The sequence below is a fragment of the Neobacillus niacini genome (genome assembly GCF_048572935.1).
In the GTDB taxonomy this organism is placed as follows: Bacteria; Bacillota; Bacilli; order Bacillales; family Cytobacillaceae; genus Neobacillus; species Neobacillus niacini.
The window spans coordinates 2,137,215-2,156,216 of sequence record NZ_CP183883.1; the positions used below are offsets into that span (position 1 = coordinate 2,137,215).

Consider the following 19,002-nt stretch of genomic DNA (forward strand, 5'->3'; position numbering starts at 1 on the left):
AGTTATTAGCGACCGCATTTGCGGTCATTTTTATTTTTCGGATATGATAGATAAGGGAGTGATCAACATGAAAAAGTATAAAGGTTATTTAATTGACCTTGATGGAACGATGTACAAAGGATCAGAGAAAATTGAAGCAGCAGGAAATTTTGTGAAAAAATTAAAGGAAAAGGACATTCCATATTTATTTGTAACGAATAACTCATCACGGACCCCTGCCCAAGTTGCTCAAAAGCTAAAAGATTTTGATATTCCGGCTGAAGAAGACATCATTTTTACAACGAGCCAGGCAACAGCAAATTACATTTATAGCCAAAAGCAGGATGCCTCAGTTTATGTAATCGGTGAAGAAGGACTTCGTATGGCTATCGAAGAAAAGAAATTCACATTCGCGACAGAGAATGCAGAGTATGTTGTTATCGGTATCGACCGTGAAATTAGCTATGAAAAATTAGCAGTGGCATGCCTTGCTGTTCGCAATGGAGCTTCCTTTATCTCTACAAACGGAGATATAGCGATACCAACGGAAAGAGGATTAGTCCCCGGAAATGGGTCGTTAACCTCTGTAATTGCGGTTTCAACACAAACCAAGCCAACTTTTATTGGAAAGCCTGAGTCAATCATCATGGAACAGGCGTTAAAGGTATTGGGTACTTCTAAAGAAGAAACACTTATGGTGGGCGATTATTATGATACCGATATATTAGCGGGGATGAATGCTGGCCTTGATACACTGCTAGTCCACACGGGTGTCACTACCAAGGAATTGCTTAGGGGCTATGACCGAAAACCTACATATGCCATTGATTCATTAGATCAATGGGAACCGTGAGAAAAGGATGGATTGTTCTCTCCATCCTTTTCTTATTTGATTTATTCGACATGTGCGGCTCGGTGGGCAAGTCTGCTTGAGGCTGCTGCTGCGATGGCACCGATGATGTCATCCAAAAATGTATGGCATTCTCCTGTTGATTTATCATTTAACCTAGCTAATATTCCTGGCTTTTGCTTATCGATATAGCCATAATTTGTAAAGCCAATGGATCCGTACACATTAACGATGGAAAGTGCTAGAATCTCATCGACACCATAAAGACTTTCATCTGTTTTAATAATGGATTGGATAGGTTCCTCCAGCATGTTTTTCTCGGCTAACATATCCAGTTGAATTCCTGTTATAATGGCATTTTGAACCTCACGTTTCGAAATGACGCGTTCCACATTGGCAATACAATCTTCCATTTTTAAATTTTCGTGGTATTTCTCCTGCAGGAAATAAACTAAATCAGCGATATCCTGAATTTCAACGCCTCTTTCTTTTATCCATCTTCGTGCAGTTTCTTCTGTTAAATCCATTTTTTTATCTTCTGCCATCCATTTATCACCTTTTCTTTGGAATTTTTTGGCTATTTCTTAATTTCAACATATGCACGGCATATCGAAAAGGAACGAACGAACCAACACCCTTCTTACAGATTACTCCTATAACGTTTTTCTTATACTTTTATTACGAAAGAAGAGAACAAGTTTTTTGGGCTACTACATATATATGACATAAGAGCAGAAAAGAGAAGAGGTGGAAGGGTGCTTCAAAAATTACTTGAAAATAAATATGGAATACAAGTTGATGAATACGTAAAATTAGACTCTTACGACGCGCTCAGGGGAAATGGCTGGCTTTATTTGGTCGCAAAATCCGACGGCAGGGAAGCTGAGGATATTAATGAACTAGAGAGAATTGCAGAACATTTAAGAACCAACGGGGATACGCATGTTCCAGCATTTCTACAAACTATCGAAGGAGAATTGATTACAACATGGGAAGATCATAAATATTGTGTTCTGGGACATCGGCAGATAGAAAAACATGCAAAAGTAAAACTAGGGAGAAAGTTAGCCAAATTTCATGAAAGAGGGAAAACGGTCCCATTCAAAATTGAAAGAACAAGTAGAATAGGACAATGGAAGCAATTATGGGAGAAGCGTCTTGATCAAATTGAAAAGGTTTGGAGTGAACAGATGTTTCAAACTCCCGAAGATGATTTTGAACGTATGTTTATTGATTCGTTTCCATACTATATTGGGTTAACGGAAAATGCCATTCAATATTTAGTGGATACGGAACTGGACGATGAGCCGGTAGAATCAGATAGCGGAACTGTGTGTCACGAACGGTTCTCAAATGATTCTTGGGGAGCAAATTATTATATTAAGAACCCATTCGATTGGGTATTTGATCATCGCAGCCGTGACCTGGCAGAATGGACGAGAGAGCGTTATTTTCGTAATACCCAAACCTACCAGATAGATGTAAGACAATTCTTTGCGGAATATCAAAGTATTGCGCCCTTATCCTCTTTTTCATGGCGGTTATTATTTTCCCGTTTAGTATTTCCACTTCATTACTTTGAGTGTATTGAAAATTACTATATAACTAGGTCTGAGCAGGAAAAGAAGCTTTTGGAAGAACAGTTAAGTAAGATGTTAAAGCAATCAACAGAGTATGAGCGTTTTTTGGGCAATTTTTTTCATACCGTTGGTGCACCAATACAACCATTAAAAATTCCCCCATTAGACTGGCTCCTTATAAGGTAATAAAAAAGCGATTGCTCTTGTCAGCAATCGCTTTTTACTTTATTAAAATACTTGTTCTACTTCAACAACGCCGGGAACTTCTTCTAATAGTGCTCTTTCGATTCCTGCTTTTAGGGTAATTGTTGAGCTAGGGCAGCTTCCGCACGCACCTAGTAAACGAAGTTTAACAATACCATCCTCAACATCAACTAATTCACAATCTCCTCCATCGCGAAGAAGAAATGGACGTAATTTATCTAATACTTCCTGAACCTGCTCAAACATTTCTTGTACTTGTTCTGCCATATTTATCGTCTCCTTCCTACCTTATATTATAATGTGATTGAAGAGAAAAATCCATTCTCATGAAATGGGAATTCGCACATTTGCAACCATATATTTATGTTTAATAGTTTAAATGTTGTAAAATAAAAGAAAAAAGGCAGGATTGATGGGATGACTAATACAGTTGAAATTGTCCTCTATGGTGCAGAACAATTATGTCCGAGTTGTGTAAATTTACCCTCCTCAAAGGAAACATTCGAATGGCTTGAGGCTGCCATTTCAAGGAAGTTTCCTGATCAACCATTCAAAATGACGTATGTGGATATTTATCAACCTCCTCAAGAAAGTGAAAAAGAAGATTTTGCCAAAAGAGTACTTGAAGAAGATTTGTTTTATCCAGTTGTTGTGATTAAAGATAAAATTGTCGGCGAAGGGAATCCGCGATTAAAAACCATCTTTAGTGAATTGGAAAAGTACGGATACAGATCAATATAAAAAGCATTCCGGCTGCTTAGCTGGAATGCTTTTTTAATCATCCGTTATGATACTTGTAGAGCCAGAGCACTCCTGATTTTAACAGTCGGGCTACACGTCCAGTAATCGCTCTGTCTGCCATCATCCCGAAACCGTGTTTCTTACCAAGAGAACCAAGAACACCTTTTAGTTTAATCGTTGGGAATTCAACTGGAGGCTCCTCACCATTCCAGCGTTTTTTCAACACTTCCACAATTTGTTCCGCCTGACCTTCTGCTAATTGAGCACTTGGGGCATGTGGAAGACTAGCACAATCACCTAATACAAAAACGTGTTCATCATTCGGTAAGTGATGACGGGGTGTAATAATGAGCCTTCCAGAGCGATCCATTTCTTCTCCTAATTCACGGACAACCTTATTAGCTTGGATGCCAGCAGTCCAAACGATCACATCACATGGAACTGGCTCATCATGATTGTAGAGTAAATTTTCTTCTACTTTAGTAATATTAGAGTTATTGATGATTTCAACATTATTCTTATGAAACCAATTTTCAACATATTTACTTAAACGATCAGGAAAGGCAGGTAGAATGTGTTTGCCACGATCAAATAGTTTTATTTTTAAGTCACTGCGGCTTTCACTTAATTCACTGGCAAGTTCCACACCACTTAGACCAGCACCTACGATGCCAACCATGGATCCAGGTCCTAAATTGTTCAGTACTGAATACGTACGACGGGATTTTTCAATGCTTTGAATGCTGTAAGTGTATTCATCAGCACCTGGTACACCATGATACTTATCTTCACAGCCAAGACCGATGATTAAGTCGTCATAAGAAATCGGAGCAGAATCTTTTAGCAGGACCTTTTTAGTGTCTTTTTCTATTCCTGTAACTTCTCCATATTTAATTTCCAACTGAGGATGTTCTGGAAAAGAAACGCGCAGCTCCTTATCCGAAACAGTTCCTGCTGCTAGGGCATAGTATTCAGTTTTCAAGCAATGGTATGGAACGCGATCAACAAGTGTAATTCTTATATCCTCAGGTAAATGGTTTGGTAGAAGTTCACTCAATATCTTCATTCCGCCGTAACCGCCGCCGAGAATTACAAGGTTTTTCATTTTTTATTCCCCTTTTGTAAACCAGTAATCATGTCAATATTTTAAGTTAAAAATGATAGTAATATAGTCTTAAATCCATTAAAAGTATAGCTGAATTATGACAAAATAACAACACATATGACAATTTTATTGACATTTAGACATGAGACATGGTATTTGACGCAGTAAAAGAAAAATAGTAGGATAATATGATGTGGAGAGGTGATAGCCATGTTTATGCCAATTATTGAATTTTGTATGAGTAATCTTGCCAGTGGTGCCCAAAAAGCCCTGGAAAGGTTAGAAAAAGACCCGAATCTTGATATCATTGAATATGGATGCCTCGGATATTGCGGGAAATGTGCTTCTACTCTTTTTGCACTGGTAAATGGTGAAGTTGTAACAGGCGATACACCGGATGAACTTGTGGAAAATATTTATCAATATTTAGATGAAAATCCAATGTTTTAATAAGGAGGGCCGGAATTCCGTCCCTTTTATTTTATTCTCACAGTTTAATTAGTTGAGTCATTAGTACTCACTGTATATACTATAAGTAGTACCTCAAAAAGGAGGAATAAACCAATGAGCAACGAAGTGGTTATTTTAACGGAAGCGGCAGCTTTGCATATAAAAGAAATGATGAAACACAATGAAGAAGAAGGTGCCTTATTGCGCGTGAGTGTAAAAGGTGGAGGCTGCAGCGGATTATCGTATGGTATGGGATTTGATCATGAAGTGAAAGAAAATGATCTCCATTTTGAACAGTATGGAATTCAGATCCTTGTGGATAAAGAGGATGCCCCTATATTAAATGGTACGAAAATTGATTATAAGCAATCGATGATGGGTGGGGGATTTACCATCGAAAATCCAAACGCGATTGCCTCATGCGGATGCGGCTCATCATTTAGAACAGCAACAGCAGCAGGTTCACCAGAAGAATGTTAATAAAGAAATAAAAGGCGCCTATAGGGGCGCCTTTTGTTTGTTATTTACCAAACATTGATGAACTGTGAAGCGGCTGGATTTTAGCTTTTGGATCGATAAATGCTTTTGCATTATTGACAGCAGTAGGCGCTTCACCAAATCCGCAGGCAATCAATTTTACTTTCCCTTCATAGGTACAAATGTCTCCGGCAGCATAGATTCCAGGTACATTTGTTTCCATTTTAGAATTTACGACTATGGAATTTTTCTCAATTTCAAAGCCCCATTCTTTGATTGGACCTAATGAGGAGACAAACCCATAGTTGCAAATTACAGCATCAACATCAATAGCTTCTCGGCCATCTCCATTTACACCTGTAAGAACAACTTGCTTGATACCGCTGTCATCTCCGACTAATTCCGCTGGTACAAAAGGAGTTTTAACGACTACTTTTGAGTTATGCAAGTTCTCAACACTATGTTCGTGTGCTCTGAATTTATCTCTTCGGTGAACAATCGTTACTTCTTTCGCGATAGGTTCTAACATTAATGCCCAGTCCACAGCTGAATCGCCGCCGCCGAAAACGACAACTTTTTGACCTGCGAATTTGTTAAGGTCATCAATAAAGTAATGAAGGTTTTTTCGTTCATATTGTGCAGCACTTTCAAGCTCTAAACGGCGTGGTTGAAATGCACCATTACCTGCTGTAATAATCACTGTTTTTGAATAGTGAACTTCCGAATTGGTTGTTAATTTGAATGTACCATCCTCTTGTTTTTCCAATTTTTCCACAGATTGCTCTAAAGCAACAGCTGGTTCAAACTTAGCCATTTGCTCTTTTAGGTTATTAATTAGTTCTTGTGCACGGACTTTTGGAAACCCTGCAACATCGTAAATATATTTTTCTGGGTATAGTGCCGATAATTGACCACCTAATTGTGGCAGGCTTTCAATAATTTTTACAGAAGCTTGTCTCATTCCGCCGTAAAAGGCTGTAAATAGACCGGTAGGACCGCCCCCGATAATGGTAATATCATAAACTTTTTGATCTTCTTGCACGCTGTATCCCCCTTACTTATGTAGTAACAGACTCCATTCCTTATAATATCACAAAAACATAAAATCCTCACAACTTTTGGGGAATATTCAGAGTAGTTAATCAAGGAAAAACAAAACTATTTTCTCTAAAAATAATCATTTAAACCACTTGATAATGTGAAGAGTTTAGCATAATATGTAATGAGGATAGATGTTAATTTTTTGTGACAAAAAAAGGAATATATTGTGTCTTTATACGTGAATTATATCACAAACTTTTTTCCTCTAAACAAAATAAAAATGTAACAAGCTGAGGAAGATAAGAACAAGTATATTACTCTAAATAAAAAAGGTGGAAGTGATCACTTTGAGAAAGCCAAAAATTGTTATTGTCGGTGCGGGTTATGGCGGGCTTATGACAACTGTAAGGTTGCAAAAGCTTGTAGGTGTAAATGAAGCAGATATTGTATTAATTAATAAGAATGATTATCATTATGAAACTACATGGCTGCACGAAGCTTCTGCAGGCACACTTCATCATGATCGTGTCCGTTATGACATTCGTGATGTGATTGATAGAAGTAAAGTTGATTTTGTACAAGACACCGTTGTTGAAATCAAGAAAGATGAGAAAAAGGTAATCTTAGAAAAGGGCGAAGTCGAGTATGATTACCTCGTTATTGCTCTTGGAGGAGAACCTGAAACCTTTGGAATTAAGGGCTTAAAGGAATATGCATTTGGAATTACAAACGTAAATTCTTCTCGTCAATTGCGTGAGCATATTGAGTATCAATTTGCGACTTATGGAATGGAAGAAGAAAAGAATGACGATCGTTTAGTCATCGTTGTTGGCGGCGCAGGCTTTACAGGTATAGAATTCTTAGGTGAACTAACTAATCGTATACCTGAGCTATGTCATGAATACGATGTAGATTCTCATAAAGTAAAAATCCTTTGTGTAGAGGCAGCACCAACTGTATTGCCTGGTTTTGACCCTGAACTTGTTAACTATGCTGTATCACAATTGGAACGTAAAGGGGTAGAATTCCTAATTGGAACTGCCATTAAAGAATGTACAACAGATGGAATCGTTGTAGCCAAAGGTGAAGAAGAGCCGAGAGAAATCAAAGCTGGAACAGTGGTTTGGGCTGCTGGGGTTCGTGGAAATGCAGTTATTGAAAAATCAGGCTTTGAAGCGATGAGAGGTCGTGTAAAAGTACAGCCAGACCTTCGAGTACCAGGATTTGATGATGTGTTTATAATTGGTGACAGCTCTCTTGTAATCAACGAAGAGATTAACCGTCCTTATCCTCCAACTGCACAAATTGCTATGCAGCAAGGTGAAGTAGTTGCACGTAACATCGCAGCATTGGTACGGAACAAACAGGACCTAGAAACCTTCACATTTGATAATAAAGGAACGGTTTGTTCACTTGGTCATGACGACGCCATTGGAGTTGTGTTCGGCAAAAAGGTTACCGGTGCTAAAGCATCCTTTATGAAAAAAGTAGTCGATAATCGTTCTCTATATATGATTGGCGGCGCTGGATTGGTATTGAAAAAAGGTAAATTTAACGTTTTCTAAATATAAAATTTTTAAAGGGGCAGAGAAATCTGTCCTTTTTTTGTTACTATATTAAATAAAAAGGAGAAGTAAGGGGGGTTTTTATGAGTAATAAGACAAAACGAGGCAAAGTGTGGTTAGCTGTTGGAGGGTTGGTCAAATCATCTGAAGGGACTTGGCTGGTTGTTAAAAAGCGTTATGGTGGTCTAAAAGGAAAGTGGTCACTTCCAGCTGGATTTGTAGAAGAAGGTGAAACAGCGGATGAAGCAGTGGTTAGGGAAGTAAAGGAAGAAACCGGCATAGATTGTGTTGTCAAGGGATTAATTGGGCTAAGAACGGGTGTCATTTCAGACGAAATAAGTGATAATTTGCTCGTTTTTTTACTTGAACCACTTGATGAAGGAAAAATCAAACACCAAGAAAATGAACTGTATGAAGCAAGATTCATTGCGCCTGAGGACCTCCTTCTAGAAAAAGAAGCTTCGATTATGCTGCACTACCTAATTAAACAAAACATCACTTTTACTAAGCCAGGAAACGATGAACTAAACCCTGGAGATCAGTTTAACTATAGTGCTTATAAATTATTTTTTTAATCTTTAGAAAATTTAAGTCACGCTTAGAAAATGAAAGAAAACTTATGATGTATCCGTTTTCACCCCTAAATTCGGTTAAATTTCGTCCTTTTCTTTCTGTGAGTTTCTTGATATATTATCAGAAAATTTAAATAATATTTTAAGGAGCTGATAGAAATGAATACGACTAGTTTAGATACAAGAAATTGTGATTATTGTTCAGGTACCGGATATTTTCAACTACTGCTTGGGGGTTCTGAAACATGTACCTGCTGCGAGGGCTCTGGAAAGAAACAGGAAAAATAGTTTTTCAAGATCCTAAAATGACATAGGGCTGGGCTTCCACGAGAAACTTCGGGAGGCTATTTTTTTTGAAGTTTTTTCCTCTTTCGTATAGCCATAATCTAAGATGTTAGGATTGACTCCTTTTTGGACATTAAGTAAACTTATATTTGGATGTGTGTAAAGGAGGTATTTCCATGCAGATGAGTATTGTGGTTCTTATCATTTCGATCTTATTGTTCTTTGTTTTGTTTTTTGGAATTGGTTTTATTTTAAACATGCTTTTAAGGATGTCATGGATTATGGCAATTATTTATCCAATCATTGCTATATTTATTGTTGATAAAGTAAAGTTTATCGAATACATTACTAATAGTAAAATTGCTTTTCAAGAGCTTGGTCAAAAGTTAGGGTCATTAGCAACAGCAGATATCCTAATTTTACTTAGTGGACTAGCAGGGGCCATTGCTGCGGGTGTTACGATTAAAATGTTACGAAAAAATGGATATCAAATGTTTTAAGCTTTTTGCCTAAGATGCTCCACTTTCGGAGTAACTTAGGTAAAAAAGCTTTTTTTTATGAATAGGATTTTACTCCTTTTTGAATAATTCCTAGTTGGATAGGAAATGAATATTTTGGGAGGAGTGAAATTTTAATGAATAACTTTAAAAATTGGACAAAGCGTTTTGCGATGACCGTTCTTTTCCTGATGGCCATATTAGTGACTGTTCAATCCATTACAGGCATTGATCTTAAATTGTTTATTAAACAAATGGTAGAACTTGAAGCTCATGCAGCTTCTAACGCTGCAAGCTCAGAGAAACCTAAAGCGCTAGAGGACGCCTTTGATTGGTCAAAGTATCCGAAAAAAACAGTTATCGCAACAGGATATACAGCAGGTTATGAATCCACAGGCAAAAATGAAAGCCACCCTGAGTATGGAATTACCTATTCAGGTGTCAAAGTAAAACGAGATTTATATTCAACTGTTGCAGCAGACCTTTCTGTTTTTCCGATTGGCACCATTCTATTTATTCCTGGTTATGGTTATGGAGTAGTCGCTGATAAAGGCGGAGCTATTAAGGGAGATAAAGTCGACCTTTATTATGAAACGGTTGAGGACGTTTATAACAAGTGGGGGAAAAAGGAAATCGATGTATATATTATTGAACAAGGGAATGGAAATCTCACTGAGGGAGAGTTACAAGCTTTAAATGAAGATAAATCGATGCAGGTGTTCCGTCAGCAGTATATTGGTTCAGAGAGAAAATAGTGCAGGCATAGAGCCTGCTATTTTTATTGTCTAATGTAAGAGATACTTAGAAAGTCGAAATATATTCATGTTTCCGATATAATGAACAGGTAATCTACACGGAGGTGGAAAACATGTTTGAAGTAAAAAAAGAAATTGACCTTTCATCAGAGCATGAGGGATTGATTATTGGACTTTTTGATAAACCAGAAAAGTTTACAGGTATATTGGAGAAATTGGATGACCAATTTGGAGGTCAATTAAGAGAGCTTGTTAAAGCGGGTGATATCTTAGCAAAGTTCAAAAATATTAGCAAAATACATAGCTTCGGAAAAGTCGGTGCAAAAAGAATTTGGTTTGTCGGTCTTGGAAAGGAAAAAGATTTCAACTTTGAAAGGCTATGTGAGGCTTTAGGGAGGACGTTTAAAGCTTTAAAAGCAAGCAAGCTTCAAGAATGTGGTGTTTTCTTGGACACCTTAACGGCGGGGTCTGTAAGCGGGCAAGAAGCAGCACACGCTGTGAGTGAAGCATTTACGTTGTCAACCTATCAATTCTACGGCTATAAGCAAAAGTCAAATGAGCCGGAAAAGAAAATAGAAAATATCACTGTCTATAGTGAAAGTCTTGATGGGGAAGAAATTCATGCTTCCTTAACAGTTGGCCGCGCTTTTGGAAAAGGAACGAACTCTGCCCGTACACTTGTAAATATTCCAGGAAATCTCCTTACTGCAACGGATATGGCGGAATACGCAAAAGAGCTTGCTTTTAAATATGACTTTGAAATTGAAATACTTGATAAGGAAGAGATTGAAAAGCTGGGTATGGGAGCATTTTTGGCTGTTAACCAAGGATCTACAGAACCTCCGAAGATGATTGTTCTTAAGTACCAAGGGAAAGAGCAATGGAAAGACGTAATTGGATTGGTTGGAAAAGGAATTACCTTTGATACAGGAGGTTACTCTATCAAAACGAAAGCTGGCATTGTAGGTATGAAATCGGATATGGGCGGAGCTGCAGCTGTTCTAGGTGCTATGGAAATTATCGGAGAATTAAAACCGGAGCAAAACGTTGTCGCGGTTATTCCTTCAACGGACAATATGATTTCGGGTAATGCCTTCAAACCGGATGATGTGATCACCTCGATGAGCGGGAAAACTATTGAGGTATTAAATACTGATGCAGAAGGCCGACTCGTATTAGCCGATGCTGTAACCTATGCTAAGCACCATGGAGCGGAATATTTAGTTGATGTGGCGACCTTAACTGGTGGTGTTATTACGGCACTTGGATTACATACATCCGGTGCCATGACAAATCACGAAACATTGTATGAACAAGTATTAGAGGCCTCTATGGAAGCAGGAGAGCCAATCTGGCAATTACCGTTGTTTGAAAAGGATAAAGAACGAGTTAGAAACAGCAAAGTGGCAGATTTAAATAATTCTCCTGGCAGTGAAGGGCATGCCATCGTAGCGGGTGCCTTTATAGGTGAATTTACAGAGGGAACTCCTTGGGTTCATTTGGATATTGCTGGAACGTCTACGACGTCTAAGGAACATGATCTTGGTCCTGCAGGGGCAACAGGTGTAATGACCAGGACACTTGCTTTATTTGTTGAGCGTTTTGAGCCAATTGAAAAGTAATGTTTAAAGCGATGTTGTACGATTGATTTTTGCTCTTATAGGAAAATAAAGCCCACGAAATTTCACATTTCGTGGGTATTTTGTTTCTATTTCAAGGAGTGACTCTTATCTATATTTGACGAAACGGGCGCTGCCACCTTCTATTTGCCCAACCCATCTGACTTCTTTTTGCATATGAAGTAGTGTAGGCAAGTATAGAGATTAAAAGGAGGTTTGTTTGATGTATCAATATCGAAGTCCGTATCCAGTAAGAGGTCAGAGATTTATTGGTTTTGGGCTGCCGTTTTTAGGCGGTTTAGTGGGTGGACTATTAGGAAGTGCTTTATTTTATCCTCGACCATTTTATGGTGCTGGTTTTGGAGCCCCTGGATTTGGTTATCCAGGATTTGGTTATCCGGGATTTGGGTATCCAGGATTTGGTTACCCAGGATTTGGAGCCCCTGGTTTTTATTAAAATGGTAAAAAACAGCTTTCTAGGCTGTTTTTTCCTTTTTTTCTACATAGTAAGAGGATATTTTAACTGAAAAAAGAATATATAGAAGGACATTTACCACTGATACTTTCGAAAGGAGAAAAAATGATTAAAAACACATTAATTGAAACATTAGGTATTGAAATAACGCATTTAGAACGGGGGAAGGTTATTGCAACCATGCCAGTAGATGAAAGAACCCGCCAGCCATTTGGTTTATTACATGGCGGTGCCTCTGTTGCCCTTGCAGAAACAGTTGCAAGTGTTGGTGCATATGAATTGGTTGATAAAGAAACAGAAGGCGCTGCAGGTTTAGAAATTAACGCTAACCATGTTCGTCCGATTACAGAAGGAACCGTAACAGCTATAGGGACGGTCCTGCACCAGGGCAAAACAACAATGGTTTGGGATGTCAAAATTACGGATGAAAAGGACCGTCTTATTTGTATTTCAAGATGTACAATCGCAGTAATTAAATTAAAAAAGTGATATAAAAATAGATGGGATACTTTCCATCTTTTTTTTGGCCTAATTGAAAAAATATTTAAAAAATTTATGATAATTTCGTGATATAATATAAGAAATATAGAGAATTAGTACAATACTTTGTACAGGTTTCTTTATATAATGGTAGTAAGAAGACGTCAAAAAGGTGGTGGAAAAATGAAGGAAAAGAGACAAACTATCTTTATTGATTTTGAATTTACCATGCCTGAACGAAATGTTCGTATGAAAGACTTTTTTGCGGAGATTATTGAAGTAGGACTCGTTGCAGTTGTTGATGATCAAATTACAGAGCAATTTTCGTCCTATGTAACTCCTCTTAAATTCCCAGCTTTATCAGAACGCTGTAAATCTTTCTTACATATTTCACAGCAGCAGGTTGATCAGGGAATTTCATTTTATGAACTCGTCCGGAAATTAGGAGAATTCAATAATCAGTATGAAACTACCATTGTCACTTGGGGAAATATGGATATGAAGGTACTAAGGCATAATTGTTTAGAAGCAGGGGTGGCATTTCCGTTTAAAGCAGCCGAATTAGATTTATCTATGGAGTATAAGAGGTTCTTTGGGGACCAGAACCAGACAGGTTTATGGAAAGCAGTACAGGAGTATGGAAAAGAAGGAACAGGAAGGCACCATAGAGCGCTGGATGACGCGTTGACTACTTACAACATATTCCGACTTGTTGAAAAGGATAAACGCTATTTGGAAAAGCCAAAACCAACTACAATCGGTGATCGCGTCGATTTTTCAAAACTATTAAATGAATTCGCATAAAAGGCCAAATCATTCAATCTGATTTGGCCTTAACTTGTTTATTTGAAATAATCCTTTTCAAGGGAAGCAACACTTTTTAGACTCAATTCTGCCCAGTCAGAAGCGTTTTCTGTTAATTCATTTTTCATTTTTTCAACTGCTTGTCTTAATGACGCGAGATAGTCAGGTACTTCCTCCGTGAAAAGTTTGACCATTTGCTTTGGAATATTGGTTTGCTCTCTATATGAGAGAGCTTTTCTTTCGTGGAAAATAAGTACATCCGCTTCTTTTGGATTATGTAAATCTCCTTGCATAGGATGTTTGACAACAGCTAAAACTCTGACTAAATAATGCTGTGGACGAACTTCTGTAATTTCCCCAATATATTTTCCAGTTTTATAAATGCCGGTAACCATATCCCCAATCTGCAATTCTGACAAAAAAACCACCCCTCCATCTTCTTTAACCTATTATATAAAAAACGAAGTGCAAAAAACAAAAATATCGGTTAAATTAATAAAATGGAGGGATGATAGTGATGAAGAAAATGCGATATTGGTTAGTGTTACTGATTGGTATGCTTATCCTGGCTGGATGTGGGACAAGCAAAGAGACAGAGGAAGCAGCTCCTAAGAGTAATGCTTCAAAAACAGAGGAAAAGGAAGGGAGCAATCAAGTGGAAAATGCAGTTTATCCTCAACTTTCAAATGAGGTTTCCGAGAATGAAAAACTGGTTGAAATAGAAACGACACTGGGTACCGTTAAAATTAAGTTGTTCCCTGAATATGCCCCAAAAGCGGTAGAAAATTTTGTAACACATGGTGAAGATGGGTATTATGATGGACTAATTTTTCACCGGGTCATCAATGACTTCATGATTCAGGGCGGCGATCCGAATGGAGACGGAACTGGTGGAGATAGTATTTACGGAGCGCCGTTCGAGGATGAGTTCTCCACTAATCTTTTTAATTTACGCGGAGCTTTATCCATGGCTAATTCAGGATCTAATACAAATGGGAGTCAATTTTTTATTGTAACGAAAAAATCAGTAGACCCTTCAATGAAAACCGAAATGGAAAAAGCAGAATACCCAAAAGAAATTATTGAGGCTTATGAAGAAAGAGGGGGCACACCTTGGCTGGACCATCGCCATACAGTTTTCGGACAAGTCGTGGCGGGAATGGATATCGTTGATAAGATCTCAGAAACTCCGGTAGACGCTAAGGATAAACCAGAAGAAGATGTAATTATTAAAGGTATTAAGGTAATAAAGTAACCCTTTGGGCTTCAAATAATGGCAGGATACACTTTTTGTTGCTATAATAAATCTTTAGTAACATTCCTTTAAAGAAAGGGAGAAAAAGATGATCCAGTCATTTGTATTATCGTTATTTCTATACTTTCCAGAAGATAAATCGGAATACGGCCCAGCGGCAATTACATTTTTGATTTTTATGATTGGGGCCCTATTAACCATGCGGTTCATTATCAAGGTCTCTAAGCGGGAAGCGATGAAAGCAAAAGAACTCGAGGAAAAATTACTTTCTCAACAACATAGTCAAGGAAACAGTGAACATTAAGCCGCTGTTTCTTTTTTTTTACATAAATTTCCCACTCGAAGTGAATACTATGACAAAATGTCTATCTGGGGGGATATTTATGAAACGAGCTTTAGTCATCATCCCACTTATTCTACTAACGGGTTGTTTGGAAAAGGATATTACAAAACTTGATGTGAAAATGATAAATGATAAGGGAGATTCTGTCGGAACGGTTAAATTGCATGAGGTATCAAGTGGAGTAAAATTAACTTTTGATTTAAAGGGACTTCCGTATGGAGAACACGCTGTTCACATTCATGATAAGGGTGAATGTAAGACTCCTGACTTCAAATCATCAGGAAAGGATTTAAATCCCGATGATAAAGAGCATGGTCTTTTGCACCCGAAAGGCGCGCACCCTGGAGACCTTCCTAATTTAATTGTAGAGGATGACGGAACAGTAAAAGCAGAATTAATGGCTCCGAGTGTAACATTAAAAGATGGTAAGGCGACGCTGATTAGAAAAGATGGAACCACCATTGTCATACATGAAGAAAAAGATGATGGCATGACCCAGCCAGAAGGGGAGGCCGGTGATATCATTGCATGCGGTGAAATCTCCAAGGAAAAGTAACGTTGCGTATTTGCCTTTAACACAGCCTATTTATTTAATGTCACTTCTAAAATAGGCCATTTATCTAAGCTTTTCCGAATAGTTTGACATACACTAGCGTGTAGACTGTAAGGGGGAGATTATAATGGCAAGTAGACAATTTTTTGGCGGCTTTTCTGGACAACCTGGTAACCCGCAAATGGGAGGCTATCATCAGGGTTATCCACAAATGGGAGGCTATCATCAGGGTTATCCGCAAATGGGAGGCCATCATCAAGGTTATCCGCAAATGGGAGGCTATCAACATGGCTATCCGCAAATGGGGGGCTATCAACATGGCTATCCGCAAATGGGAGGCTTCCAGCAAAGCTACCCGCAAATGGGAGGCTATCAGCAAGGCTATCCACAAATGGGTGGTTTTCAACAATATAGGAATACAAAGATGAACAAACCAAATGGAAAGTCAAATAAATAAGCCCGAAAATTAGACGGATCAAGCCTGTTTCTTCATAATTGAGGGAACAGGCTTTATTATTAATAAACACTAGGAGAATGCAAAAATGGGAAATAAATTATTTTATCAAGATCCTTACATACAATCGTTTTCATCAAAAGTGATAGCACAAAGAAAAGATGAAAATGGAAATAACTATATTGTGTTGGAACAAACTGCATTTTATCCAACAGGCGGGGGACAACCGCATGATGTTGGAACCATTGAAAATAGTAAAGTTCTTATTGTTGAAGAGGTTGAGGGTGAAGTTCGTCACTACCTCGAAAAAGAACTAGATGATGTAAACGCAGCCGTACAAGGTGTTATTGATTGGGATAGACGATTTGATTACATGCAGCAGCATGCTGGCCAGCATATTGTATCTGCCGCTTTTGAACAGCTATTCGGATACAAGACAGTAGGCTTTCATTTAGGAAATGAGATTGTAACCATTGATCTAGACACTGAGAATCTCTTGGAATCTGAAGCGGCACGCGCAGAGGAACTTTCTAACCAAATCATTATAGAGAATCGGTTGATTGAAACCAAGTGGGTTACAGAAGAGGAGTTAGTTCATTATAATCTTCGAAAAGAAACAAAAGTAAAAGAAAATATTCGACTGGTAATTATTCCGAACTTTGATTATAACGGCTGCGGTGGAACTCACCCAAAAGCCACGGGAGAAGTTCAGGCAATCAAATTATTGGACTGGGAGAGGCAAAAGAAAAAGACACGAGTACAATTTGTGTGCGGAAATCGTGTGATTAAACAGCTAGGCCAAAAACATAAGGTACTTATGGAGCTAACGAAACTACTTAATGCTCCAGAAAAAGAAATGCAGCAAGCGGTTAGTCGACTGTTAGAGAATGGAAAAAATGCCGAAAAAAAATTAGAACAATCATTAGAAACAATACTGCAATATGAAGCAAAAAGCTTAATAGCCAAAATGGAGAAAAAAATTGTCAGTAAAGTTTTTCAAAACAAAAGTATTCAGGAACTGCAAAAATTAGCCCGAATGATCATAGAAAAAGAAGAAGAAGCAATCGTATTATTTGTTTCTCATAATGAGGATAGGTTACAGCTAGTGTGTGCAAGTGGATCTGCAGAAAATAGAAGTATGAAAAAGGTTATGGGCAATGTACTTCCCTTTATAAACGGTAAGGGTGGAGGCAGTGATTCCTTTGCACAAGGTGGAGGGGAAGCGGTAATTTCAGGTGAACAAATGCTGAAGCATTTGGTAGATTTAATCGAATAGATGAGCATATATTTGAGGTTTGGCGTCTTTGTCACGCCTAGCTTTTTATTGTAAGGATTAATCAGTATAATAAAGTTAAAGGTTAGGAAAGGTGTGGGGGAAGATGGGATTTTTTGATGGTATGATGGGAAATGCCTCTGAGGTAAACCAAGCAGAAGCACAAAGGGAGTTTGCAAGAATTCTTGCTAAAGATGAAAGAATTGAAAAAGCGTATAAATTAATTAGGGATTTATTTATATTTACTGATAAACGGCTGATTCTTGTGGATAAGCAGGGGTTAACAGGTAAGAAGGTTGAATATCACTCCATCCCCTATAAAAGTATTACCCATTTCAGCATCGAGACTGCAGGAAGCTTTGATTTAGATGCAGAATTAAAAATATGGATTTCAGGTAACGCGCTCCCGCTTCAAAAACAATTTAACAAAAACTTAAACATATACGAACTTCAAACCGTACTTGCAGAATATGTTCTAAAATAGATTATCTGGAGCAGGAGAGAATGAAATGGAAAGTGAAATGAAAACAAATCTGCAATTTGTGGACTTATTAAATGAATGGGACCCCTTCAAATTAAAAAATGGCCATTACGACACCGAAATCGCAGATACCATACAAGCGATACATGAATTAGACCAACCAGATAAGCTTGCAAAGAGAATACAAAGTATATACGAATTCTCCTTTGAAAAAGTCATTCCTATTGATCAATGCTTAAAAATAGCAAAGAAGTTGCTGGCAATAAAGGATAACGATTCCTGTGTAATATAAAACGACAGCGTTATGCTGTCGTTTTTTTTTTATGCCAAAAATTGTTTAATATGCTGAAAGACATCTTCTGGACGTTCTTCAGGAACTAAATGACCGGTTTCCTTTAAGATAATCAGTTCAGACCTTCTTAAATCATTTTTTAAGCGTTGTCCAACTGATAATGGGACAACTCTATCATACTCGCCCCAAATTAATAAACAGGGATGGGTTATTTGGCTGAGAGATCCGGGTGATAAATCCCCTTCACGGTCACGTATCATTCTGGTTAAGGCTAAGAAAATTTCATCCTCTAAGAAGGGCTTTAGATAGCCAAAAAGCATTTCGTCATTTAGCATTGTATGGTCGTGAACTACATTCTGAAGATTTTTCATTACACCTGAACGAGCGAGCCAAAACTTTACATACAAGTGGAAATAGGGAATGTAACTTCCGATGATTAAAGGCAGTTTCAAACGTTTCGCATAAGATGAACTGCATAGGAGAACCGCATTTTCGGCAATATCGGGCTGTTGATGAAGAATATTAAGCACGATTTGCCCGCCCATAGAATGACCAATAAGAGTAATCTCTTTTAAATTGAGTGAGGAAACAAGCTGAATAACTGTTTGTGCAAGATTACGATAGGAATAAACAAATTTGTTGCTTTTCTCGCTTTTTCCAAAGGGAGGAAGATCAATAGAAACCACCTGAAATTCTTTGTTTAAAAAAGGAATTAATCTACGATAACTAAAAGTAGAAGATAGAAATCCATGAAGTAGTACAAGTGTTTTTTTAGAATTAGGATTTGGATAGAATTCATAATAAAGATTTATATTATTGACTAGCTGATTTCGATAAAAAACCTTCTCTTCCACCTATTCAACCCGCCTTCT

Annotated in this window: 27 protein-coding genes; 21 read left to right on the forward strand and 6 right to left on the reverse strand. The window is 37.8% G+C overall.

The genetic code is table 11. The features are described 5' to 3' along the window. Positions 1-67: 67 nt before the first annotated feature. A complete protein-coding gene (locus ACN6MT_RS10025; RefSeq protein ID WP_419955761.1) occupies positions 68-832 on the forward strand; it encodes a TIGR01457 family HAD-type hydrolase in 765 nt (254 codons plus the stop codon). A gap of 41 nt (positions 833-873) precedes the next feature. Here the strand turns inward: ACN6MT_RS10025 and ACN6MT_RS10030 are convergent, their stop codons facing one another. Then, positions 874-1,374, reverse strand: a complete 501-nt coding sequence (locus ACN6MT_RS10030) for a phosphatidylglycerophosphatase A (protein WP_034674820.1) — start codon at positions 1,372-1,374, stop codon at positions 874-876. Between the two features lie 210 nt (positions 1,375-1,584). On the opposite strand from ACN6MT_RS10030, the gene yutH reads away from it, so the two are divergent. Further along, positions 1,585-2,595 carry a spore coat putative kinase YutH gene (gene yutH, locus ACN6MT_RS10035; protein ID WP_419955762.1) on the forward strand — a complete coding sequence of 337 codons (1,011 nt, stop codon included), beginning with the start codon at positions 1,585-1,587 and terminating at the stop codon, positions 2,593-2,595. Positions 2,596-2,637: 42 nt separating this feature from the next. On the opposite strand, the gene ACN6MT_RS10040 is transcribed toward yutH, so the two are convergent. Then, the gene (locus tag ACN6MT_RS10040; RefSeq protein ID WP_034674824.1) at positions 2,638-2,880 is read right to left on the reverse strand and encodes a NifU family protein; all 243 of its coding nucleotides are present in this window, start codon (positions 2,878-2,880) and stop codon (positions 2,638-2,640) included. Between the two features lie 150 nt (positions 2,881-3,030). Between ACN6MT_RS10040 and ACN6MT_RS10045 the strand changes: the two genes are divergently transcribed. After that, positions 3,031-3,354 (forward strand): YuzD family protein, encoded by a 324-nt coding sequence (locus tag ACN6MT_RS10045; protein WP_034674826.1) that lies wholly within the window; start codon positions 3,031-3,033, stop codon positions 3,352-3,354. A 37-nt stretch (positions 3,355-3,391) separates the two neighbouring features. On the opposite strand, the gene ACN6MT_RS10050 is transcribed toward ACN6MT_RS10045, so the two are convergent. Further along, a complete protein-coding gene (locus ACN6MT_RS10050; RefSeq protein ID WP_419955763.1) occupies positions 3,392-4,459 on the reverse strand; it encodes an NAD(P)/FAD-dependent oxidoreductase in 1,068 nt (355 codons plus the stop codon). Positions 4,460-4,669: 210 nt separating this feature from the next. Here ACN6MT_RS10050 and ACN6MT_RS10055 point away from each other — a divergent pair, with 210 nt between their 5' ends. Both ACN6MT_RS10055 and ACN6MT_RS10060 read left to right on the forward strand, forming a co-directional pair. Further along, positions 4,670-4,909 carry a YuzB family protein gene (locus ACN6MT_RS10055; RefSeq protein WP_034674832.1) on the forward strand — a complete coding sequence of 80 codons (240 nt, stop codon included), beginning with the start codon at positions 4,670-4,672 and terminating at the stop codon, positions 4,907-4,909. Between the two features lie 114 nt (positions 4,910-5,023). Further along, positions 5,024-5,389 carry a HesB/IscA family protein gene (locus ACN6MT_RS10060; protein ID WP_034674834.1) on the forward strand — a complete coding sequence of 122 codons (366 nt, stop codon included), beginning with the start codon at positions 5,024-5,026 and terminating at the stop codon, positions 5,387-5,389. Between the two features lie 40 nt (positions 5,390-5,429). On the opposite strand, the gene ACN6MT_RS10065 is transcribed toward ACN6MT_RS10060, so the two are convergent. Then, positions 5,430-6,428, reverse strand: a complete 999-nt coding sequence (locus ACN6MT_RS10065) for an NAD(P)/FAD-dependent oxidoreductase (RefSeq protein WP_419955764.1) — start codon at positions 6,426-6,428, stop codon at positions 5,430-5,432. Between the two features lie 346 nt (positions 6,429-6,774). On the opposite strand from ACN6MT_RS10065, the gene ACN6MT_RS10070 reads away from it, so the two are divergent. The 9 genes from ACN6MT_RS10070 (at position 6,775) to kapD (ending at position 13,479) form a co-directional block, all read left to right on the forward strand. Beyond that, entirely contained in the window at positions 6,775-7,992 is a 1,218-nt protein-coding gene (locus ACN6MT_RS10070; protein ID WP_034674842.1) for an NAD(P)/FAD-dependent oxidoreductase, read from the forward strand. A gap of 83 nt (positions 7,993-8,075) precedes the next feature. Continuing rightward, entirely contained in the window at positions 8,076-8,567 is a 492-nt protein-coding gene (locus tag ACN6MT_RS10075) for an NUDIX hydrolase (RefSeq protein WP_419955765.1), read from the forward strand. 156 nt (positions 8,568-8,723) lie between these two features. Then, positions 8,724-8,852 carry a YuiA family protein gene (locus ACN6MT_RS10080; RefSeq protein WP_169803757.1) on the forward strand — a complete coding sequence of 43 codons (129 nt, stop codon included), beginning with the start codon at positions 8,724-8,726 and terminating at the stop codon, positions 8,850-8,852. A gap of 173 nt (positions 8,853-9,025) precedes the next feature. After that, positions 9,026-9,349, forward strand: a complete 324-nt coding sequence (locus ACN6MT_RS10085) for a YuiB family protein (protein ID WP_034674848.1) — start codon at positions 9,026-9,028, stop codon at positions 9,347-9,349. Between the two features lie 134 nt (positions 9,350-9,483). Then, on the forward strand, positions 9,484-10,101 hold the full coding sequence (locus ACN6MT_RS10090; RefSeq protein WP_419955766.1) for a 3D domain-containing protein: 618 nt from the start codon (positions 9,484-9,486) through the stop codon (positions 10,099-10,101). A gap of 113 nt (positions 10,102-10,214) precedes the next feature. Further along, positions 10,215-11,723, forward strand: a complete 1,509-nt coding sequence (locus ACN6MT_RS10095) for a leucyl aminopeptidase (RefSeq protein WP_419955767.1) — start codon at positions 10,215-10,217, stop codon at positions 11,721-11,723. A 220-nt stretch (positions 11,724-11,943) separates the two neighbouring features. After that, on the forward strand, positions 11,944-12,177 hold the full coding sequence (locus ACN6MT_RS10100) for a hypothetical protein (protein WP_034674857.1): 234 nt from the start codon (positions 11,944-11,946) through the stop codon (positions 12,175-12,177). 123 nt (positions 12,178-12,300) lie between these two features. Beyond that, positions 12,301-12,684, forward strand: coding sequence for a hotdog fold thioesterase (locus tag ACN6MT_RS10105; RefSeq protein ID WP_063255454.1), 384 nt, complete (start codon positions 12,301-12,303; stop codon positions 12,682-12,684). A gap of 174 nt (positions 12,685-12,858) precedes the next feature. Then, positions 12,859-13,479: a 3'-5' exonuclease KapD gene (gene kapD, locus ACN6MT_RS10110; RefSeq protein ID WP_419955768.1), complete on the forward strand. Its 621-nt coding sequence runs from the start codon at positions 12,859-12,861 to the stop codon at positions 13,477-13,479. 38 nt (positions 13,480-13,517) lie between these two features. On the opposite strand, the gene ACN6MT_RS10115 is transcribed toward kapD, so the two are convergent. Further along, complete coding sequence (locus ACN6MT_RS10115; protein WP_419955769.1) at positions 13,518-13,898, reverse strand: kinase-associated lipoprotein B; 381 nt, start codon at positions 13,896-13,898, stop codon at positions 13,518-13,520. Between the two features lie 98 nt (positions 13,899-13,996). Here ACN6MT_RS10115 and ACN6MT_RS10120 point away from each other — a divergent pair, with 98 nt between their 5' ends. The 7 genes from ACN6MT_RS10120 to ACN6MT_RS10150 all read left to right on the forward strand — a co-directional run bounded on the left by ACN6MT_RS10120 (position 13,997) and on the right by ACN6MT_RS10150 (position 18,130). Then, positions 13,997-14,734 (forward strand): peptidylprolyl isomerase, encoded by a 738-nt coding sequence (locus ACN6MT_RS10120; protein ID WP_419956417.1) that lies wholly within the window; start codon positions 13,997-13,999, stop codon positions 14,732-14,734. An 88-nt stretch (positions 14,735-14,822) separates the two neighbouring features. Beyond that, positions 14,823-15,038, forward strand: a complete 216-nt coding sequence (locus ACN6MT_RS10125; protein WP_402619239.1) for a hypothetical protein — start codon at positions 14,823-14,825, stop codon at positions 15,036-15,038. A gap of 79 nt (positions 15,039-15,117) precedes the next feature. After that, positions 15,118-15,633, forward strand: a complete 516-nt coding sequence (locus ACN6MT_RS10130; protein WP_419955770.1) for a superoxide dismutase family protein — start codon at positions 15,118-15,120, stop codon at positions 15,631-15,633. A 124-nt stretch (positions 15,634-15,757) separates the two neighbouring features. Further along, complete coding sequence (locus ACN6MT_RS10135; RefSeq protein ID WP_419955771.1) at positions 15,758-16,087, forward strand: hypothetical protein; 330 nt, start codon at positions 15,758-15,760, stop codon at positions 16,085-16,087. An 85-nt stretch (positions 16,088-16,172) separates the two neighbouring features. Further along, entirely contained in the window at positions 16,173-17,360 is a 1,188-nt protein-coding gene (locus ACN6MT_RS10140) for an alanyl-tRNA editing protein (RefSeq protein ID WP_419955772.1), read from the forward strand. A 103-nt stretch (positions 17,361-17,463) separates the two neighbouring features. Beyond that, entirely contained in the window at positions 17,464-17,841 is a 378-nt protein-coding gene (locus tag ACN6MT_RS10145; RefSeq protein ID WP_063255461.1) for a PH domain-containing protein, read from the forward strand. A gap of 25 nt (positions 17,842-17,866) precedes the next feature. Continuing rightward, positions 17,867-18,130 carry a DUF1871 family protein gene (locus ACN6MT_RS10150; RefSeq protein ID WP_419955773.1) on the forward strand — a complete coding sequence of 88 codons (264 nt, stop codon included), beginning with the start codon at positions 17,867-17,869 and terminating at the stop codon, positions 18,128-18,130. A 29-nt stretch (positions 18,131-18,159) separates the two neighbouring features. Here ACN6MT_RS10150 and ACN6MT_RS10155 read toward each other — a convergent pair whose 3' ends face one another. Then, positions 18,160-18,984, reverse strand: a complete 825-nt coding sequence (locus ACN6MT_RS10155) for an alpha/beta fold hydrolase (protein WP_419955774.1) — start codon at positions 18,982-18,984, stop codon at positions 18,160-18,162. Positions 18,985-19,002: the final 18 nt, after the last annotated feature.